Raw genomic sequence first — 16013 nt, 5'->3', positions numbered from 1 at the left:
TTTTTGCACCTGCACGGCGGGCTCCCGGCCCGGTCGGGAGGCGACGGTTACGATGGTGACGCCGTCCCGCTCGAACAAGGAATAGATGAAACGTGGTCTCGACGCTGCCTGACGATGCGCTCTCCCGCGCTCAGACAGGCGAACCCGCGGCCCTGTCCCTGATCTACCAATCACTGAGTCCCGCCGTCCTGGGGTACTTCGTGGGACGCGGGTCCGCGGACCCGGAGGCTCTTACCCAGGAAGTCTTCCTCGCGGTCTTCTCCAGGCTGGAGTCGGTCACGGGAGGGCTGCCGGGGCTGCGCACGTTCACCTTCTCCGTCGCCCACGCGCGCCTCGTGGACGAGGTGCGGAAGAGAACACGGGCGCCCGTCCTGGTGGGCTACGAGGTCGACGGCGATCCCCGGACCGCCGACTCCGCGGAGGCGGTCGCGCTCCGCGACCTGGACCTCGGCGGGGCCGGTGGACTGCTCGAGCAGCTCAGCCCGGACCAGCGCGAGGTCATCCTCCTGCGGATCGTGGCGGAGCTGCCGATCGACCAGGTCGCGGAGATCCTCGGGAAATCGGCAGGATCAGTGAAGCAGCTGCAACGGCGGGGACTGCTCAGGCTGAAGGAACTCGTTCACCTCGATGAATCGGAAGCGCAATGACTGGACGTGAGACGCCGCCGGACGCCGTGCTGCATCTCCTCGACGAGGCCGGCATCGCCGAGGACCCCGCCCTCGTGCGCGCCGTGAAGACCATCGGCGCCCTCGGGGCAGGGCCTGCACCCGAGGTGACCGCCGAACTCGCCCAGCTGATGGCCGCCGGCGGCAAGGCACCACCGGCCCGCCGCAACAAACGGCGGATCACGTTCATCGGAGGAGCCCTGGCCGTATCCATGGGGGTCGGCATGTCCGGCGTTGCCGCCGGCACGTTCCATCTCACAGACGGCCTCACCGAGGCCGTCGAATCGATCGCCCGCTTCACCATCCGGGACAGTGCCGATCGGGCGCAGCCTCTTCCCGGCGCGATGGCGGGGCCGGACGACGGCGGACGCGGCGTCGTCACCCCAGCGGAAATCCCGGCGCCGTCGCACGCGACCGCTGTCCCGGCACCGTCGCGGTCGGTCACCGAGCCATCTACGGTTCCGTCGCCGTCGGTCGCGGACCCCTCGCGTCCGGCCCCGTCGGTCGCGGTGGGCCGGGCCGCCGACGCCCCTCCGTCCGCAGCCGGCGCCCGTCCGTCCGCAGTGGAGGCAGGGCCGTCCGCGGCGCCTGCGACGCGCCGTCCGGTGCACACCGCGCCACGGGCTCCAGGGGACACCGTGCAGCGCGCGGACCCGCCGCCTGCTGTGGTGCCCCCTGCCGCCGTCCCTGCCCGCCAGGCGCCGCCCGTCGCGGACCCCGTCGCTGGCCCGGCCGCGGCTCCTCACGCCGTCCCACGGGCGGCAGCGTCCCCCGTCGCCCCGGCAGGATCTGCGCCGGCGCCCGGGCGTGAGCGTCGCTCGGCGCCGGCGCCTCACAGCCCGGCGCCCGAGAGCCGTGCGCCCGAGAGCCGTGCGCCCGAGAGCCCCGCGCCCGGAAGCCACACTCCGGGGGCGCCGGTTCCCGGGAGCGGGAAGGCGCCTCACAGCCCGGCGTCCGGGAACGGCAAAGCGGACAAGTCGGGTCACGAGGTCCGGCAGATGAGGCAGCCTGGGCAGGAACAGTCGGGCGGCCTGGATGCCGGGTCGCAGGGGGCGGGTGCATCGCCCGCGGAGAACACGCCTGCCGCGCCGGGCAGGGCCTGGCTCCTCGCGCCGGCCGGCGACCCCGGGAGCATCCCTTCCGCGCCCGAGGACCCCGATCGGCCTGCCTCGGGGGACCCCGGAGCCGGGGCGTCGACGTCGATGCCCGCACCGACCGCGGAGACCCGCGGTGCGGAGGAGCAGGCGCCCGCACCGGCCCCGGAGAACCCCGAGGCGGAGGAGCAGGCGCCCGTGCCCGCACCAGCCCCGGCCGCTGGTCCTGCGGGAGCGTCCGGCCTCCGCTAGGAGGTGATCTGCCGCTTCGAGGAGATGACGCCGGTGTTGAACCCGGCGAGGTTGAGCCCGCCGTGGAAGCGTGCGTGCTCGATCTTGATGCACCGGTCCATCACCACGTCCAGGCCCGCGGCCTCGGCGTCGCGTGCGACGCCCTCGTGCCACGACCCGAGCTGCAGCCAGAGTGTCTTCGCACCGACGTCGAGGGTTTCCTGCAGCACCGAAGGCAGGTCGTCGTGCCGGCGGAACACGTCGACGACGTCGGGCACCTCCGGCAGGTCCTTCAGCGACGCGTAGGCCGGCTGGCCGAGGATCTCCTTCGCCACCGGATTCACGAAGTACAGGCGGTAGGGGGAGGAGGACTGCAGGTAGGTCGCGACGAAGTAGGACGCACGCGAGGGTTTGTCCGACGCGCCGACGATCGCGACCGATCGCGCAGTCCTCAGCAGGTTCAGCCGTTCGGGTGCCGTCGGCCCCTCCCAGGTCCGGTCCTGTGTCGTATTGTCTGTGCCGCTCATGCTCCCACTCCCACTGCCCGTGACGCCGAGGCGTCGTCGTCGTCCTCTCCGGCCGCTTCCTGCGGTAGATCCTCGAACGCGGCGTCGGAGGCGTTCACCGCGATGTCCAGGGCCTGGTCCAGGTCCCAGAGGATGTCCTCGAGGTCCTCCAGGCCCACGGAGATGCGCACGAGGTCCTCGGGCACGCCCGCGGCGGCGAGCTGCTCGGCCGAGAGCTGCTGGTGCGTCGTCGAGCCCGGGTGGATCACGAGGGTGCGGGCGTCGCCCACGTTCGCGAGGTGCGAGGCCAGCTGCAGCGACTCGATGAACTTCTGCCCCGCCTTGCGCCCGCCCCTGATGCCGAAGCTGAACACGGAGCCGGGACCCTGCGGCAGGTAGGTCTTCGCCCGCTCGTGGTGCGCGTGAGTGGGGAGCCCGGCGTAGTTGACGTACTCCACCCGCGGATCGGCGTGCAGCCATTCCGCGACGGCCTGCGCGTTCTCGAGGTGCTCGTCCAGGCGCTGCGCGAGGGTCTCGACCCCCTGCAGGAGCTGGAAGGCGGACATCGGCGAGAGGGAGGGCCCGATGTCGCGGAGCTGTTCGGTGCGCAGCTTGGTCAGGAACCCGTACTCCCCGAAGTTCGCCCACCACTGGATGTTGCCGTAGGAGGGCACGGGTTCGGTCATCATGGGGAACTTGCCGTTGCCCCAGTCGAAGCGCCCGCTCTCCACGATCACGCCGCCGAGCGTGGTGCCGTGCCCGCCGATGAACTTGGTGGCCGAGTGGATGACGATGTCCGCGCCGTGCTCGATGGGGCGCACCAGGTAGGGCGTGCTGAGCGTGGAGTCCACGATGAAGGGGACGCCGGCGTCGTGGGCGACCTTCGCGAGGCCCGCGAGGTCCGCGATCTCGCCGGACGGGTTCGCGATCACCTCGGCGTAGACCGCCCGGGTGTTGTCCCGGATCGCGGCGGCGTAGTCCGCGGGGTCCGTCCCGGGGACGAAGGTGGTCTCGATCCCGAACCGGCGGAGCGTGACGTCGAGCTGGGTGACCGTGCCGCCGTACAGCTGCGACGCGGCGACTATGTGGTCCCCGGCCTGGCAGAGCGCCGCGAAGGTGATGAACTCCGCGCTCATGCCCGACGCCGTCGCCACCGCCCCGATCCCGCCCTCGAGGGACGCGATGCGCTCCTCGAACGCGGCGACCGTGGGGTTGCCGATCCGCGAGTAGATGTTGCCGTACTTCTGCAGCGCGAAGAGGTTCGCGGCGTCGTTGGTGTCCTTGAAGACGAACGACGTCGTCTGGTAGATCGGGACGGCCCGGGCCCCGTGGGTGGCGTCGGGGGTGCCGCCCGCGTGGAGTGCGCGCGTGCGGAAACCGAAGGAACGTTCTGCCATCAGGCACCTGCCTTGCTGGATCGGGGGAGTGCGAAGGATCGAGGATCGAGGCGGGAGCCGAAGGCGGCTGTGGCAATGCTCATGCTTCCCTCCATCGGTCTGGCAGTAGCACCCTCATGTCGCCGCGTGGACGCGGAGGCCAGGGTTGCTGCGGCGTCAGTGAGCCAGATCTCTCAGCCGCTCGGGATGGTCGGGTCGAGTCTGACACCGGGCCGGCACAGAACCAAACCATGTGTCCCCGTGTGAGGCGCGGGCGCGCGGACGGCGCCATACGGGGGTGGCATGGACCCGCGGTGCGGCGCCTAGGGTGGAGGGGTGGAGAACTGGAGATCGGCGAACCGGGCGCAGGACCGGAGGCTGTGGCACACCCTCTGGTGCGTCGGCGTCGCGCTGACGCTCACCCTGGCGAGCAGCATCCTCGTGGCCGTCGGCGGCCCCGGAGGGACGGGCGACGAAGGGTTCTACGTCCAGCAGGCCGTGCTGCTCGCGCTCAGTGCTGCCGGGACGGTTGTCGCGCTTCGTCGCTGGCGGGCCCTGCGCGGCTGAGGGGCACCCTACATCCCGTTATCTAAATGTGACAAATCGGCGAAGTGCTGGGTATTGTCAGCGAGTGCCTCCGCGACCGTGGGGCGCTCCTGGACGGATTGCCGAGCCCTGCCGTCGTCCGGGACTCGTTCGCAACCACGAAGGCAGGGACGGGGGAACCACCAGTTCCACCGGGCGCGCAGGGCAACCTGCAGGCGTCCTCGGGGTTAAGTCGTACCGCAGCACCCACGGGTGACGCACACGGCCGGGTGACTCCCATCCGAACCCGACAGCTCACCCCGCAGGCATGGGAGAGGTACAACACCATGTCACGTAAGACCACTTCACCGCGCCACCGTGCCGACGTCGAGGGCAACCTCGCACTTCAGGGCCTGTCCCGCGCAGCCAAGACCCACGCCGCCGCTGTCGGCCGTCCTGTCGCCATCGCCGCCGTCACCTCGGGCCTCGCCCTCACCGCCGTGGGCACCGCCAACGCCGGTGAGTACACCGCCCAGAGCACGACGCCGGCCCCCGCCGCTGTCGCAGCCCCGGCCGCCCCCGCCACCGTCGCAGCCCCGGCTGCCCCCGCCGCGAAGACCACGGTCGCAGCCTCGACGCACACCGTCGTCGCCGGCGACACCCTGGGCGCCGTCTCGGCACGCTACGGCGTCGACCTGAACGCCCTCCTCACGGCGAACGGCCTGTCCGTCTCGTCGATCATCTTCCCGGGCGACACCATCACCATCCCCACGGGCGGCGCTGCTGCGGCTTCCGTGAAGACGGTCTCGGTCACCGTGCCCGCCCCCCAGGCTGCACCGGCCGCATTCGTGGCTCCGGCCGCCCCCGCGGCGCCGGTCCAGCAGGCCGCAGCCATCGCTCCCGCCCAGGCGCCGGCACCGCAGGTGACCCTGCAGTCCGCCGGCATCAAGAAGATCGCGCCTGCTTCCGGCGTCGCCGGCACCCTGGTGGCCTCCGCCCAGTCGCAGATCGGCACCACCCAGGACTGCACCGCAATGGTCGAGAAGGCCCTGCGGTCGGCCGGTATCGCCGTCGGCGATCTCGGCCCCTCGCAGTTCTTCCAGTTCGGCTCGACCGTGGGAACCCCGGCACCGGGTGACCTCGTCATCACCGGCGGCCACGTGGCCATCTACGTCGGTGGCGGCCAGGTCATCAGCGGTGGCATGAACGGCGTCAACGGCACCATGCAGCACCCCCTCTCGGATCTTCCGGGAGCCTCCTTCGTCCGGGTTGCTGGCTAATACCTGAACGAACCACACGCGGGAAGCGGCAGGAGCTTGGACGGGGCTCCTGCCGCTTCCTTCTGTTAACGCCTCGTCCTCGGACGGGGCATCAGCGGCGGGCCAGCACGTCCTGGATCCCCGGGATGCATCCCTCATTCTGCAGGGACGTGGTGTCGCCGAGCGGCGACCCCTCGTAGAGCTGCGTCAGCAGGCGGCGCATGATCTTGCCGGAGCGTGTCTTCGGCACATCGGGGACGACGACGACGGCGGACGGCCGCGCGATCGGCCCGATGGCCTCCGCAACATGTGCGCGGAGCGTCGAGGTGACGTCCTCGTCCGGATCCGCGCCGGCCGCCAGCACCACGAACGCCGCGATGGCGTGACCCGTCAGCGGATCGGGGACCGGGCACGCGCCGGCCTCGGTGACGAGGGGGTGGGCGACGAGCGCCGATTCGATCTCGATCGTGGACAGCCGGTGGCCCGAGACGTTGATGACGTCGTCCACGCGGCCCAGGATCCAAGTGTCGCCGTCGTCGTCGTACCGTGCGCCGTCACCGGCCAGGAACCAGCCCTGCGCGGCGAACGTCCGCCAGTACGAGTCCAGATACCGCTGGGGATTTCCCCACACGGTGCGCGCCATGGCCGGGCCGTGACGGTCCACGACGATCAGACCCTGGACGCCCGGCGGGACGGCCCTGCCCTCCTCGTCGACGATGCGCGTACTGACCCCGGGCAGGGCCCGGGCCGCGCACCCCGGCTTGAAGGCCGCGTCGGTGGGGCTCGGGGAGAGCACGGTGGCGCCGGTCTCGGACTGCCACCAGGTGTCGACGACGGGCACCTCGTCGCGGCCGAGGTTCCGGCGGAACCAGCGCCACGCCTCGGGGTTGACCGCCTCGCCGACCGTGCCGAGCACCCGGATGCTCGAGAGGTCGTAGGAGGCAGGGACGCCGTCCGGGAACCAGCCCATGAGTGAACGCACCAGCGTGGGTGCGGTGTAGTAGCTCGTGACGCCGTAGCGTTCGATGACCTCGAGGTGGCGCCCGGGATGGGGTGTGTTCGGCGTGCCCTCGTAGAGCACCTGCGTGGCCCCGTTGGAGAGCGGCCCGTACAGCTCGTAGGTGTGGGCGGTGACCCAGGCGAGGTCCGCGGTGCACCAGTGGACGTCACGGTCGCGCAGCGCCGGGTCCGGGTGGCTGAAGAGGTGCTCGAAACTCCACGACGCCTGGGTGAGGTAGCCGCCCGAGGTGTGGACCAGGCCCTTCGGCTTCCCGGTGGTCCCCGACGTGTACATGATGAACAGCGGGGTCTCGGCGTCGAACGCCTCCGGTGCGTGGTCCGGGGAGGCGGTGTCGACGACGTCGTGCCACCACACGTCGCGACCCTCGGTCCAGCGGATGTCGCTCCCCGTACGGCGCACCACGAGGACGTGCTCGATGCTGTCCGCCCCGGCCACGGCGGCGTCGGCGTTGTCCTTCACCGGGACGGCGGTGCCCCGCCGGAACTGGCCGTCGGTGGTGACCAGCAGCTTCGCGCCGGTGTCCTCGACGCGGAAGCGGAGCGCCTCCGCGGAGAACCCGCCGAAGACCAGCGAGTGCACGGCCCCGATCCGCGCGCACGCGAGCGTGATGACCACCGTCTCGACGAGGACCGGCAGGTAGATCACCACGCGGTCTCCCCGCCCGATGCCCAGCGCCAGCAGTGCATTCGCGGCCCGCGACACCTCGTCCTGCAGGTCCGCGTAGGTGACGGTGCGGCGGTCCCCGGGCTCACCCTCGAAGTGGAGGGCGACGTTCGCGCCACGCCCGGCCCGGACGTGCCGGTCGACGCAGTTCACGGCGACGTTCAGGGTGCCGCCGGCGAACCACTCGATGGCGGGAATGCTGAGCGTCCCGTCCGGTTGCGGCTGCGCCCGCTCGAAGGAGTGCACGGTGTGCCAAGGGGTCTCCCACTCGAGCCGGGCGGCCTGGTCGGCCCAGAACGCGAGGCGCTCGGCCTCGTCCCGGGCGTCGGCCTCCTTCCGTGGCACGTCGGCTGGGTCCGCGCCCGGACCTGCACCCGTCGTCGCCGTGCTCGCGCCCGCGCCCACCGTTCTTGCGCCCCCCGTCCTCACGCCCACCGTCGCACCGCCCAGCGTTCGGCGATGCCGAGGAGCGCGTCCGTCGTCTTGCCGATGACGGCCAGCAGGATGATCGCGAGGAGAATGCGGTCCACGCGGCCCGTCTGCTGCGAGTCGGTCAGCAGGAAGCCGAGTCCCATCGACGACGCGATGAGCTCGGCGGCCACGAGGAACAGCCACGACTGCGCGAGGGCCAGCCGCAGGCCGGAGAACAGGGCCGGGACGACGGCGGGCAGCTGCACCGTGGTCAGCAGGCGGAGACCGCCCAGCCCGAACGCCCGCGCCGCCTCGACGAGGTTGCGGTCCACGTGCCGCAGGCCGAGGTAGAGCGTGGTGAAGACGGGGAAGAAGGCGCCGATGCTGATCAGGGTGACCTTCGAGTCCTCGTTGATGCCGATCCACAGCACCAGCAGCGGGACCCATGCCAGGGACGGCACGGCGCGCAGCGCGCCCACGGTGGGGGTCAGCAGGACGTCCGCGAGGCGGGACAGGCCCAGCAGTGCGCCGGCCAGGACGCCGAGCAGGGACCCGATGACGAAGCCGAGGACGACGCGCTGGGTGGAGATCAGGATGTGCGGGGCGAGCTGGCCGCGCTGGGCCAGGTCGACGGCGGCCGCCAGGACCGACGCCGGCGAGGGGAGCTGCGACGGCCGGAAGAAGCCCGACGCCGTGCTGAGGTGCCAGGCCAGCAGGATCAGCGCCGGGACGATGAGCCCGAGCAGGATCACCCCGGTGCGCCGGGCCGTCCTGCTCCGGCCGGCGTCCTTCTGCGGTTCCACTCCGGATACCGGCGCGCCGATCGCCTGGAGGCCCTGCGCGCTCACCGGCGTCGCGTGGTCGGCACTCATGATCCGGAGCCGATGGACGCCGGGTCGGCGTTCTCGACGAGCGAGGCGTCGAACAGGGAGCCGAGGGCGTCGTCGATCTGCTCCTGGGTCTGGACGTCGCCGGTCTCGACGAATACGGGGCCGATCTTCTCGAGGACGCTGCGCTGGGCGTCGCCCGGGGCGGGGTCGACGTCGAGATTCGTGCGGTCGATGATGACCGACTCGGCGACCTCCGGGTCGATCGCGGCCACCTCGGCGAGGATGGCGGCGGTCTCCTCGGGGTTCTCCGTCGCCCATTCCCGGGCCTTCTCGTAGGCGTCCACCACGGTCTGGGCGATGTCCGGCTTCTCCGTGAGGAAGTCCTCGGTGGCGTTGAGGAAGCCGTAGGAGTTGAAGTCGATGTCGCGGAAGAAGAGCTCCGCGCCGTCCTGTTCGGCGGCGGCCATGATCGGATCCAGGCCGGACCACGCGTCGACGGCGCCGCTCGCGAGTGCTGCGCGGCCGTCGGCGTGCTGCAGGTTCTCGATGGTGACCTCGGACTGGTCCACGCCGGCGGCCTCGAGCGCCTGCAGGAGGAAGAAGTACGGGTCGGTCCCGCGGGTCGCGGCGACCGACTTGCCGCGGAGGTCCTCGACGCTCGTGATGCCGGAGTCGGGGAGTGTGACGAGGGCCGCCCACTCGGGCTGCGAGTAGATGTCGATCGCCTTGATCGGGGAGCCGTTGGAGCGGGCGAGCAGCGCGGCGGACCCGGCGGTGGAGCCCACGTCGATCGCCCCGGCGCGCAGCGCCTCGTTGGCCTTGTTCGACCCGGCGGACTGTACCCAGTTCACGGTGATGTCCTGGTCGGCGAGTTCCTCCTCGAGCCAGCCCTGCTCCTTGATGATCAGGCTCAGCGGGTTGTAGGTGGCGAAGTCGATGTTCAGCTCGCCACCCTGGGTTCCGCCGTCGGCCGCGGCCTGCGTGTCGGAGGCGTTCTCGCCGGCGAGGCAGCCGCTGAGGCCGACCGAGAGGGCGGCGGTGAGGGCGAGGGTGGGCAGGAGGGCGTGGCGCTTCATGGTGGTCCTTCGGTCGGGCGGAGGTGCAGGGAGAGGTGCAGGAAAGATCATCGGCAGGCAGGCAGCACAAGGACGGCGACACTGCGGGAGGTCTGGGTGGGCGGGCCTAGTGCCCGGTGACGCCCAGCATCGACAGCAGGGTGCTGCGGAGCGCCCCGAGGTCCGCGGAGTTGCGGTCGCGCGGCCGGTCGCCGGGCACGGGGAGGAGTTCGGCGACGGTGGACCCTTCCGGACGGCGACCATCACCGTGGGTGTCGCCGCGGGCGTCTCCACGGCCGAGCACGAGGATCCGGTCGGCGAGCTGGAGGGCTTCGTCGACGTCGTGCGTGACCAGCAGCACCGTGGTGGGCTGCGCGCGGTGGATGTCCAGGAGGAGGTCCTGCATCCGGATGCGGGTGAGCGCGTCGAGGGCGCCGAAGGGCTCGTCGAGGAGCAGGACGCCGGGGTTGCGGGCCAGGGCGCGGGCGAGCGAGGTCCGCTGGGCCATGCCGCCGGAGACCTCGCGGGGGCGGTGCTTCGCGAAGGTGTCGAGCCCCACGAGCTTCAGCAACTCGAGGACCTTCGCCTTGCCGGCGCTGGCGCTGGAGGACTTCGGGAGCCCGATCGCCACGTTGGCCTGCAGGGTGTGCCACGGCAGCAGCCGTGGTTCCTGGAAGGCGACGGCGCAGCGCTCGTCGATGCCCGTCACGGGGGTGCCGTCGATCAGGACCTGCCCGGTGTCGGGGATGTCGAGACCGGCGGCGGCGCGCAGCAGGGTGGACTTCCCGCAGCCGCTCGTGCCGAGGATGGCGAGGATCTCGCCGGGTTCCACGTCCACCGTGACGTGCCGGAGGACGGTGCGGCGGTTCGTGGACGGGCCGAAACTGCGCCCGAGCCCGGCGAAGCGGACGCCGAGGGCCTGTTTGCGGTGGGACTGGGTGCTGCCGGGTGCCAGAACTGCGGTCATGGTGTCTCCATCGGTCCTGGCGGTAGCACCCTACGGACCGAGCCTTCCCCACCGTGTCCGGTGGTTCCCGTGGCTCGGACCTCGATATCGTCCGGCATCAGGGGGATGCGGACGACCAGGGTTGCTGCGGCTTCACTGATCCAGGTCTCTCAGCCGCTCGGGATGGTCACTCCTATGAAACGCCCGGGGTCCCGCGGGAGCAAAATAGGGCGTGTAACAAACGCTGTAACAATGGCAGGACACACCGGGAGGCGCCATGGCACACCAGAACGATCCGCAGGTCATCAGGCGGCTCCTGACCGAGCACGGCCGGTGGGCGGTCGTGGGCCTGTCGAACAACCCGCGCCGCGCCGCCGTCGGGGTGTCGCTGTTCCTGAAGGACCGCCTCGGGATGGAGATCGTCCCGGTGAGCCTGAAGGGCGACGACGTCCACGGACAGCAGGGCTACACGCGGCTCGCGGACGTCCCCGGCGCGATCGACGTCGTCGACTGCTTCGTGAACTCGTCCCGGGTGGGCGCCGTCGTGGACCAGGCGATCGCCGTCGGCGCGAAGGCCGTCTGGCTGCAGCTCGGCGTGATCGACGAGGATGCCGCCCGCCGGGCCGCGGAGGCGGGGCTCGACGTCGTCATGGACACCTGCCCCGCGATGGAGGCGCCGGCGCTCGGCCTCTGACGCCTACATGCGCTGGTACTTCGACCGCACCGCCATGAAGACGCCGTACGCCATGAGCCCGAGCGCCACGGCGCCGAGGAGCCAGACGCCGAAGGGCTGGTCGCGCACTGACTTCAGGGCGCCGTCGAGCCCGGTGGACTGCTCGGGGTTGTTGGTGACCGTAGCGACGACGATGAGGACGCCGAGGACGCCGAGGGCGAAGCCCTTCGCGATGTACCCCACGATCCCGAGTACGACGACGGCGGTGCCCGCCCGCCCCGACGGGAGGCCGGTGAGGTTCTTGAGGAAGTGCCGGGTGGCCCCGCTGTAGACGAAGTACCCGCCGACCACGAGGATGCCGACGCCCACGGCGAGGAGGAGGGCGGTCCCGGCCGGGTTGGACATGAGGGAGGCGCTCATCGAACTCGCGCTGCTGCTGCTGTCGCTCGAGCCGCCGAGCGCGTACCGCCCGAACGTCACGCCGATCGCGGCGTACACGGCGGCCTGTCCGCCGCTCTTGGCGCGGGCCTTGAGCTTGTCCTTGTCGCTGAGTCCCTTCGCGCCGAAGAAGACCTCGCTGAGCTGGAACAGGGCGAGGCCGATGCAGCCGATGAAGCAGAACCACAGGAGGAGGGTGCCGCCGGGGCTGCCGACCAGTTGCCCCATCGCGCCGCTCTGGTCGGCCTCACCGGAGCCGCCGCGCGCCAGGCCGAGGGCGATGAGGCCGATCAGGATGTGCAGGACGCCGGCGGCAACGTAGCCGGCGCGGGCCGCGACCTCCAGTCCCTTGGAGTTCGACGCGTCCTCCGCGGCATCGGATGCCTTGTCCGCCGCGTCCCTGCCCGGCGTGCCGGAGCCTCGTGCCATGGTGTTCCTGCTTTCCTCGTCGATCGGCGGGGCGGACGTCATGGGCGCGTCCGGGCCGGTCTGACCCCCATCCTGCCACTGCTCGTCCGTCTGCGCCGGTAGGGCGGGGTCGGGTCCGTAAGGTTGGGACCGGGCCCTGTCCCACGGGGTCCTGACGGGTATCGAGGAGGCACGCATGGAGCAGTTCACGTACGAGGAGCGCGGCGCGACGGACAGGCCCTTCCCGGAGCCCCTCGAGGGTGGGTGGCCAGCGGGCTACACCGTGATGGTGGAGTCCCACGAGATCCCCGCGGAGGATCCGTCGGCCGCGTTCATCGCCCTGACGGAGGGCATCCTCGCGTGGGAGCTGCACCGCCGCGCCGGGCTCACCATGGAGTCCGACGCCGGGCGTGCCGATCCCGGCGTCCGCGTGGTCTCGGGGTTCGGCATCGGTCCGGCCCGGATCAAGGCGCCGTGCAGGGTCCTCTGGTCGCGGGCGCCGCAGCTCGACGGCGCGGGGCGGGCAGTCCCGGGCCAGCGCGGCGGGTTCGGCTACGGCACGCTGCCCGGCCACCCGGTGCGGGGCGAGGAGGGGTTCTACGCCGAGCTGACGGCCGACAACCGGGTGGTCTTCCTCTGCTCCGCCTACAGCGTGCCGGCGAGCCTGGTCTACCGGCTTGCAGCGCCGGTGACCCGGCTGACCCAGCGGTACGTCCTGGCGCGGTACGTGAAGGCGGCGCGGGAGCTCGCGGGCGTGTAGCGTCGCTGGGCGTGCCTGGGCGTGCGTGGGCGTGCGTGGGCGTGCTTGGGCACCCGCCGCGGCGGCCCCGTTCCGTGGGAACGCCCCCACGGGTTGGGGCGCCCGCCGCGGCGGCCCGCCCCGCGCTGGCTTCCGCACCTGCCGCAGCCGACTTCCCGCCGTAGCCGATCCGAAACGGGCCCGTAACGCCCCGGCGCTAGCTTGAGGAACTCCACGACCCGGAGAGGACCCAGCATGGCTGACGTAGTAGGGCAGGAAGCTGCCGACGTGTTGACGGACGGATTGGGCAGGCGGAACTTCATGGGCGTCGTCGCGGCCCTCGGCGCGCTTTCCGCCGCATCGGTGGCGGGAGCGCCGTCCGCGACGGCCGTCGGCCCCGCACCAGGGCGTGAGCCAGGCGCGCCGGGCAAGGCCCCCGGCGTGCCCGGCAACGGATCCACAGGGAAGGGGCCCATCGACGTCCTGCAGCCGGGACGCGGCCGGATCCGCGGCGACCACTACCTCTCCTCCACGCCCGACGAGGTCCTCTGGGGTTATGTGCCCACCGTGGACGCGGAGCCGGTCATGACGATCCGCTCAGGTCGGACGGTCACCATCGACGCCCTCTCGCACGAGGGGATCCTCGAGGATCAGGGCCGTGACCCGCTCGAGTATTTCGGTGCGCTCGGTGTCGGGCGGTCGTCGATCCTCGACGACGCCGTCGACATCGCCGCCGGGTACCGCAGGACCGAACGGCGGTTCGATGTCGACGGCCCGCACATCGTCACGGGCCCCATCGCGGTCGAGGGTGCCGAGCCCGGCGACGTGCTGAAGATCGAGACGCTCGAGGCCGTTCCGCGGGTCCCCTACGGGGTGGTGTCCAGCCGGCACGGGAAGGGCGGCCTCGCGGTGCAGCCCGGCCCCACGCCGCCGGCCGGAATCACGCTCGACGAGGTCATGCCACCGGTGGCCACGGACAATCGCGCCTCGGGCATCCCGTCCGACTACGGCAACGTCTCCGTCTTCACGCGGATCGAGAAGGGCAAGGGCGTGATGACCAGCGGCGACACGACCGTGCGGTTCCCGCTGCGGCCCTTCATGGGCATGATGGGTGTCGCCTTCGCGGACGCCGACGGCCTCACGGCACCCGAGGCGAACTCCGTGCCGCCGACGCTCGGGGGAGGCAACATCGACATCCGTCACCTCGGCGCCGGGTCCACCTTCTACCTTCCGGTGAAGGCGCCGGGCGCTCTCTTCTACGTCGGTGATCCGCACATGGGCATGGGCGACGGCGAAGTGGCGCTCACGGCGATGGAGGGATCGCTGCGTGGGACCTTCCGGCTGACCGTCTGCAAGCCCGGCTCCGGCGACGCTCCCTCGGTCGCGTACTCCTACCCCTTCGGGGAGACGAAGGACGCCTGGATCCCCATCGGCCTGTCCGATCCGGACGCGCTGGCTGGCGGAGGCGTCTCCGGCGACCTGAACGTCGCCATGCGCCGTGCCATCATCAACGCCCTCGACTTCCTGCAGCACGATCGCGGCATGGACCGGGCCGTGGCGTACGCCTACCTCTCGGCGGCGGCGGACTTCGCGGTGTCGCAGGTCGTCGACCGGACCGTCGGGGTGCACGGGCTGATCGCGAAGTCGCACTTCGGCTGAGCAGGGGGCTCGCCGTCGTCGTGCCGTTCTCGGCTGCAGGTCCGGCTGTACCGGATCCGACGACGGCGAACCGGCCGCGGTAGCTGGGCCTATCGGTCCGGCTCGCGTCGGCCGGCCCGGCTCGCGTCGACCCGGACCGAACGGCGGGCTGCGCAACCGGGAAGCAACGCCGGGGGATCAGCCCCATTCCGGGGGAACGCCGCCACGGGTCTCGGCACCCGCCGCGGGGACTCACTCAACCTCGATGCCAAAGCGTGATGCTGACGACTCACAATTTTTATTGCCTACGTCACACAACACCTCTAAGTTGGTGCTTACAGCGACCGTTCAGCGGAGTCACAGCAAGTTGTGGCTCCGGCGTCATGACGATCAGCGGATCATAGCGATCTTGTTCGCGGCGCCCTCATCGAGGGCGCTGCTTGCGTGTGGGGCCGCAAGCTGCGCCGTCGGGGATGGCCCGGGGGAAACTACGTGTTCAGGAGAAGCACAGACATGATCAATACGAAAAAGTGGGTTGCTGCCGGTTCGACGGCCACCCTTCTCGCCGGAGGCCTTTTCCTCGGTGCTCCGATGGCATCGGCCGCACCCGGTGACGCCGCGTGCCTGCAGGCGTCCACGCAGTTCAATGCGGCTCTCGGCCTCGCCGGTGTCGACGTCGGCTTCGTGAACCAATTCGAGGCAGCGACGGCGGCCGTCGTAGCAGCTGCAGCGAACTATGACGCAATCTCGGCGTCGTTGAACGTGGAAGCGTTGGTTGCTGAAGCCGATCGCACAAACGAGCTCGCTGAGGTCGCTCAGGTCGCGGTCGAGAACGCTCAGATCGCGGTTGACGCCGCCGTGGTTCTTGCTACGGGTGAGAACACGGATGGGGATGGCAACCCCGAGAACGATCAGCGCGTCATCGATGCGCGCGCGGCGCTTAAGGCGGCGTCGACTGAGGAGACGACTGCAGTTCAGGCAGCTGTCGACGCAGGAGCAGCTGCTGAGGCGGTCTCATCCAATGCCGACCTGGTCACAGCGGTAGCCGATCTGGAAGCCAAGGGCGCGCAGGCTGACGCTCTTCTCGCTCAGCTCAGCGGGAACGAAGCCCTCGCGGGCGAGCTCCTCGCCCTGTTCAAGGCGTTCCTCGCCGCATGTGATGCCAGCGCCATCGGCGTCGACCCGGCACCCGTCGCGCCGGCCCCTGTCGTACCGGCCGGACAGGGCGTCACGCCGGTGGGCCCCGCCCCCGTCGCCCCCGTCGTCGTCGCGCCGGTCGCACCGGGTGCCGTCGCGGCACCGACCGGCACGAACAAGGGCCTGAACGTCCAGACGGCCGTTGCGACCGAGGACAACAGCGCAGCTGTGGCCCTCATCGCCGCGTTGCTGGCCGCCGGAGTCGCGGTTTCCGCGGTCACCGCCGCGCGCATGCGTCGTCTCGAGCGCGCACAGCACTAGCACCCTGGCCGCTCCGGCCCGGAGCCGTGGTCGAGAGACCGCCACTCCGGGCCGGAGCGGTGCCCCCTTCATCTCGA

15 protein-coding genes and 2 riboswitches are annotated in these 16013 nt (G+C 71.2%); of the genes, 8 read left to right on the top strand and 7 right to left on the bottom strand.

Annotated elements, in window-relative coordinates; all coding sequences use genetic code 11:
* Positions 1-92 precede the first annotated feature (92 nt).
* A complete protein-coding gene (locus tag C4K88_RS14775; RefSeq protein ID WP_104122395.1) occupies positions 93-647 on the top strand; it encodes an RNA polymerase sigma factor in 555 nt (184 codons plus the stop codon).
* Positions 644-2011 (top strand): hypothetical protein, encoded by a 1368-nt coding sequence (locus C4K88_RS14770; RefSeq protein WP_104122394.1) that lies wholly within the window; start codon positions 644-646, stop codon positions 2009-2011. The genes C4K88_RS14775 and C4K88_RS14770 overlap by 4 nt, the downstream gene beginning before the upstream one ends.
* On the opposite strand, the gene C4K88_RS14765 is transcribed toward C4K88_RS14770, so the two are convergent.
* Both C4K88_RS14765 and C4K88_RS14760 read right to left on the bottom strand, forming a co-directional pair.
* The gene (locus tag C4K88_RS14765) at positions 2008-2517 is read right to left on the bottom strand and encodes a CoA-binding protein (RefSeq protein WP_104122393.1); all 510 of its coding nucleotides are present in this window, start codon (positions 2515-2517) and stop codon (positions 2008-2010) included. The genes C4K88_RS14770 and C4K88_RS14765 overlap by 4 nt on opposite strands.
* A complete protein-coding gene (locus C4K88_RS14760; RefSeq protein WP_104122392.1) occupies positions 2514-3893 on the bottom strand; it encodes an O-acetylhomoserine aminocarboxypropyltransferase/cysteine synthase family protein in 1380 nt (459 codons plus the stop codon). Before C4K88_RS14760 ends, C4K88_RS14765 begins: the two co-directional genes overlap by 4 nt.
* A gap of 88 nt (positions 3894-3981) precedes the next feature.
* Positions 3982-4086: riboswitch (SAM riboswitch) on the bottom strand.
* Positions 4087-4208: 122 nt separating this feature from the next.
* On the opposite strand from C4K88_RS14760, the gene C4K88_RS14755 reads away from it, so the two are divergent.
* On the top strand, positions 4209-4439 hold the full coding sequence (locus tag C4K88_RS14755; RefSeq protein ID WP_104122391.1) for a hypothetical protein: 231 nt from the start codon (positions 4209-4211) through the stop codon (positions 4437-4439).
* A gap of 123 nt (positions 4440-4562) precedes the next feature.
* Positions 4563-4739, top strand: a riboswitch (cyclic di-AMP (ydaO/yuaA leader).
* Positions 4740-4744: 5 nt separating this feature from the next.
* A complete protein-coding gene (locus C4K88_RS14750; RefSeq protein WP_104122390.1) occupies positions 4745-5677 on the top strand; it encodes a LysM peptidoglycan-binding domain-containing protein in 933 nt (310 codons plus the stop codon).
* 91 nt (positions 5678-5768) lie between these two features.
* Here C4K88_RS14750 and acs read toward each other — a convergent pair whose 3' ends face one another.
* The 4 genes from acs to C4K88_RS14730 form a co-directional block, all read right to left on the bottom strand.
* A complete protein-coding gene (acs, locus tag C4K88_RS14745; RefSeq protein WP_104122543.1) occupies positions 5769-7685 on the bottom strand; it encodes an acetate--CoA ligase in 1917 nt (638 codons plus the stop codon).
* 80 nt (positions 7686-7765) lie between these two features.
* Positions 7766-8623, bottom strand: a complete 858-nt coding sequence (locus C4K88_RS14740) for an ABC transporter permease (protein WP_104122389.1) — start codon at positions 8621-8623, stop codon at positions 7766-7768.
* Positions 8620-9657, bottom strand: coding sequence for an aliphatic sulfonate ABC transporter substrate-binding protein (locus C4K88_RS14735; protein ID WP_104122388.1), 1038 nt, complete (start codon positions 9655-9657; stop codon positions 8620-8622). Before C4K88_RS14735 ends, C4K88_RS14740 begins: the two co-directional genes overlap by 4 nt.
* Before the next feature lie 106 nt (positions 9658-9763).
* Positions 9764-10603: an ABC transporter ATP-binding protein gene (locus tag C4K88_RS14730; protein ID WP_104122387.1), complete on the bottom strand. Its 840-nt coding sequence runs from the start codon at positions 10601-10603 to the stop codon at positions 9764-9766.
* Positions 10604-10859: 256 nt separating this feature from the next.
* Here C4K88_RS14730 and C4K88_RS14725 point away from each other — a divergent pair, with 256 nt between their 5' ends.
* Positions 10860-11276: a CoA-binding protein gene (locus C4K88_RS14725; protein WP_104122386.1), complete on the top strand. Its 417-nt coding sequence runs from the start codon at positions 10860-10862 to the stop codon at positions 11274-11276.
* Positions 11277-11279: 3 nt separating this feature from the next.
* Here the strand turns inward: C4K88_RS14725 and C4K88_RS14720 are convergent, their stop codons facing one another.
* Positions 11280-12164: a DUF1206 domain-containing protein gene (locus C4K88_RS14720; RefSeq protein WP_241521989.1), complete on the bottom strand. Its 885-nt coding sequence runs from the start codon at positions 12162-12164 to the stop codon at positions 11280-11282.
* Between the two features lie 133 nt (positions 12165-12297).
* Between C4K88_RS14720 and C4K88_RS14715 the strand changes: the two genes are divergently transcribed.
* The 3 genes from C4K88_RS14715 to C4K88_RS17465 all read left to right on the top strand — a co-directional run bounded on the left by C4K88_RS14715 (position 12298) and on the right by C4K88_RS17465 (position 15936).
* Positions 12298-12861: a DUF1990 domain-containing protein gene (locus C4K88_RS14715; protein ID WP_104122385.1), complete on the top strand. Its 564-nt coding sequence runs from the start codon at positions 12298-12300 to the stop codon at positions 12859-12861.
* A 234-nt stretch (positions 12862-13095) separates the two neighbouring features.
* Positions 13096-14499 carry an acetamidase/formamidase family protein gene (locus tag C4K88_RS14710; RefSeq protein WP_104122384.1) on the top strand — a complete coding sequence of 468 codons (1404 nt, stop codon included), beginning with the start codon at positions 13096-13098 and terminating at the stop codon, positions 14497-14499.
* 492 nt (positions 14500-14991) lie between these two features.
* Complete coding sequence (locus C4K88_RS17465) at positions 14992-15936, top strand: hypothetical protein (protein ID WP_167399060.1); 945 nt, start codon at positions 14992-14994, stop codon at positions 15934-15936.
* Positions 15937-16013: the final 77 nt, after the last annotated feature.

This window comes from Arthrobacter pityocampae, from assembly GCF_002927275.1.
In the GTDB taxonomy this organism is placed as follows: domain Bacteria; phylum Actinomycetota; class Actinomycetes; order Actinomycetales; family Micrococcaceae; genus Arthrobacter_D; species Arthrobacter_D pityocampae.
The sequence above is the reverse complement of the archived record's forward strand: the minus strand, read 5'-3'. Positions and strand labels throughout refer to the sequence as shown.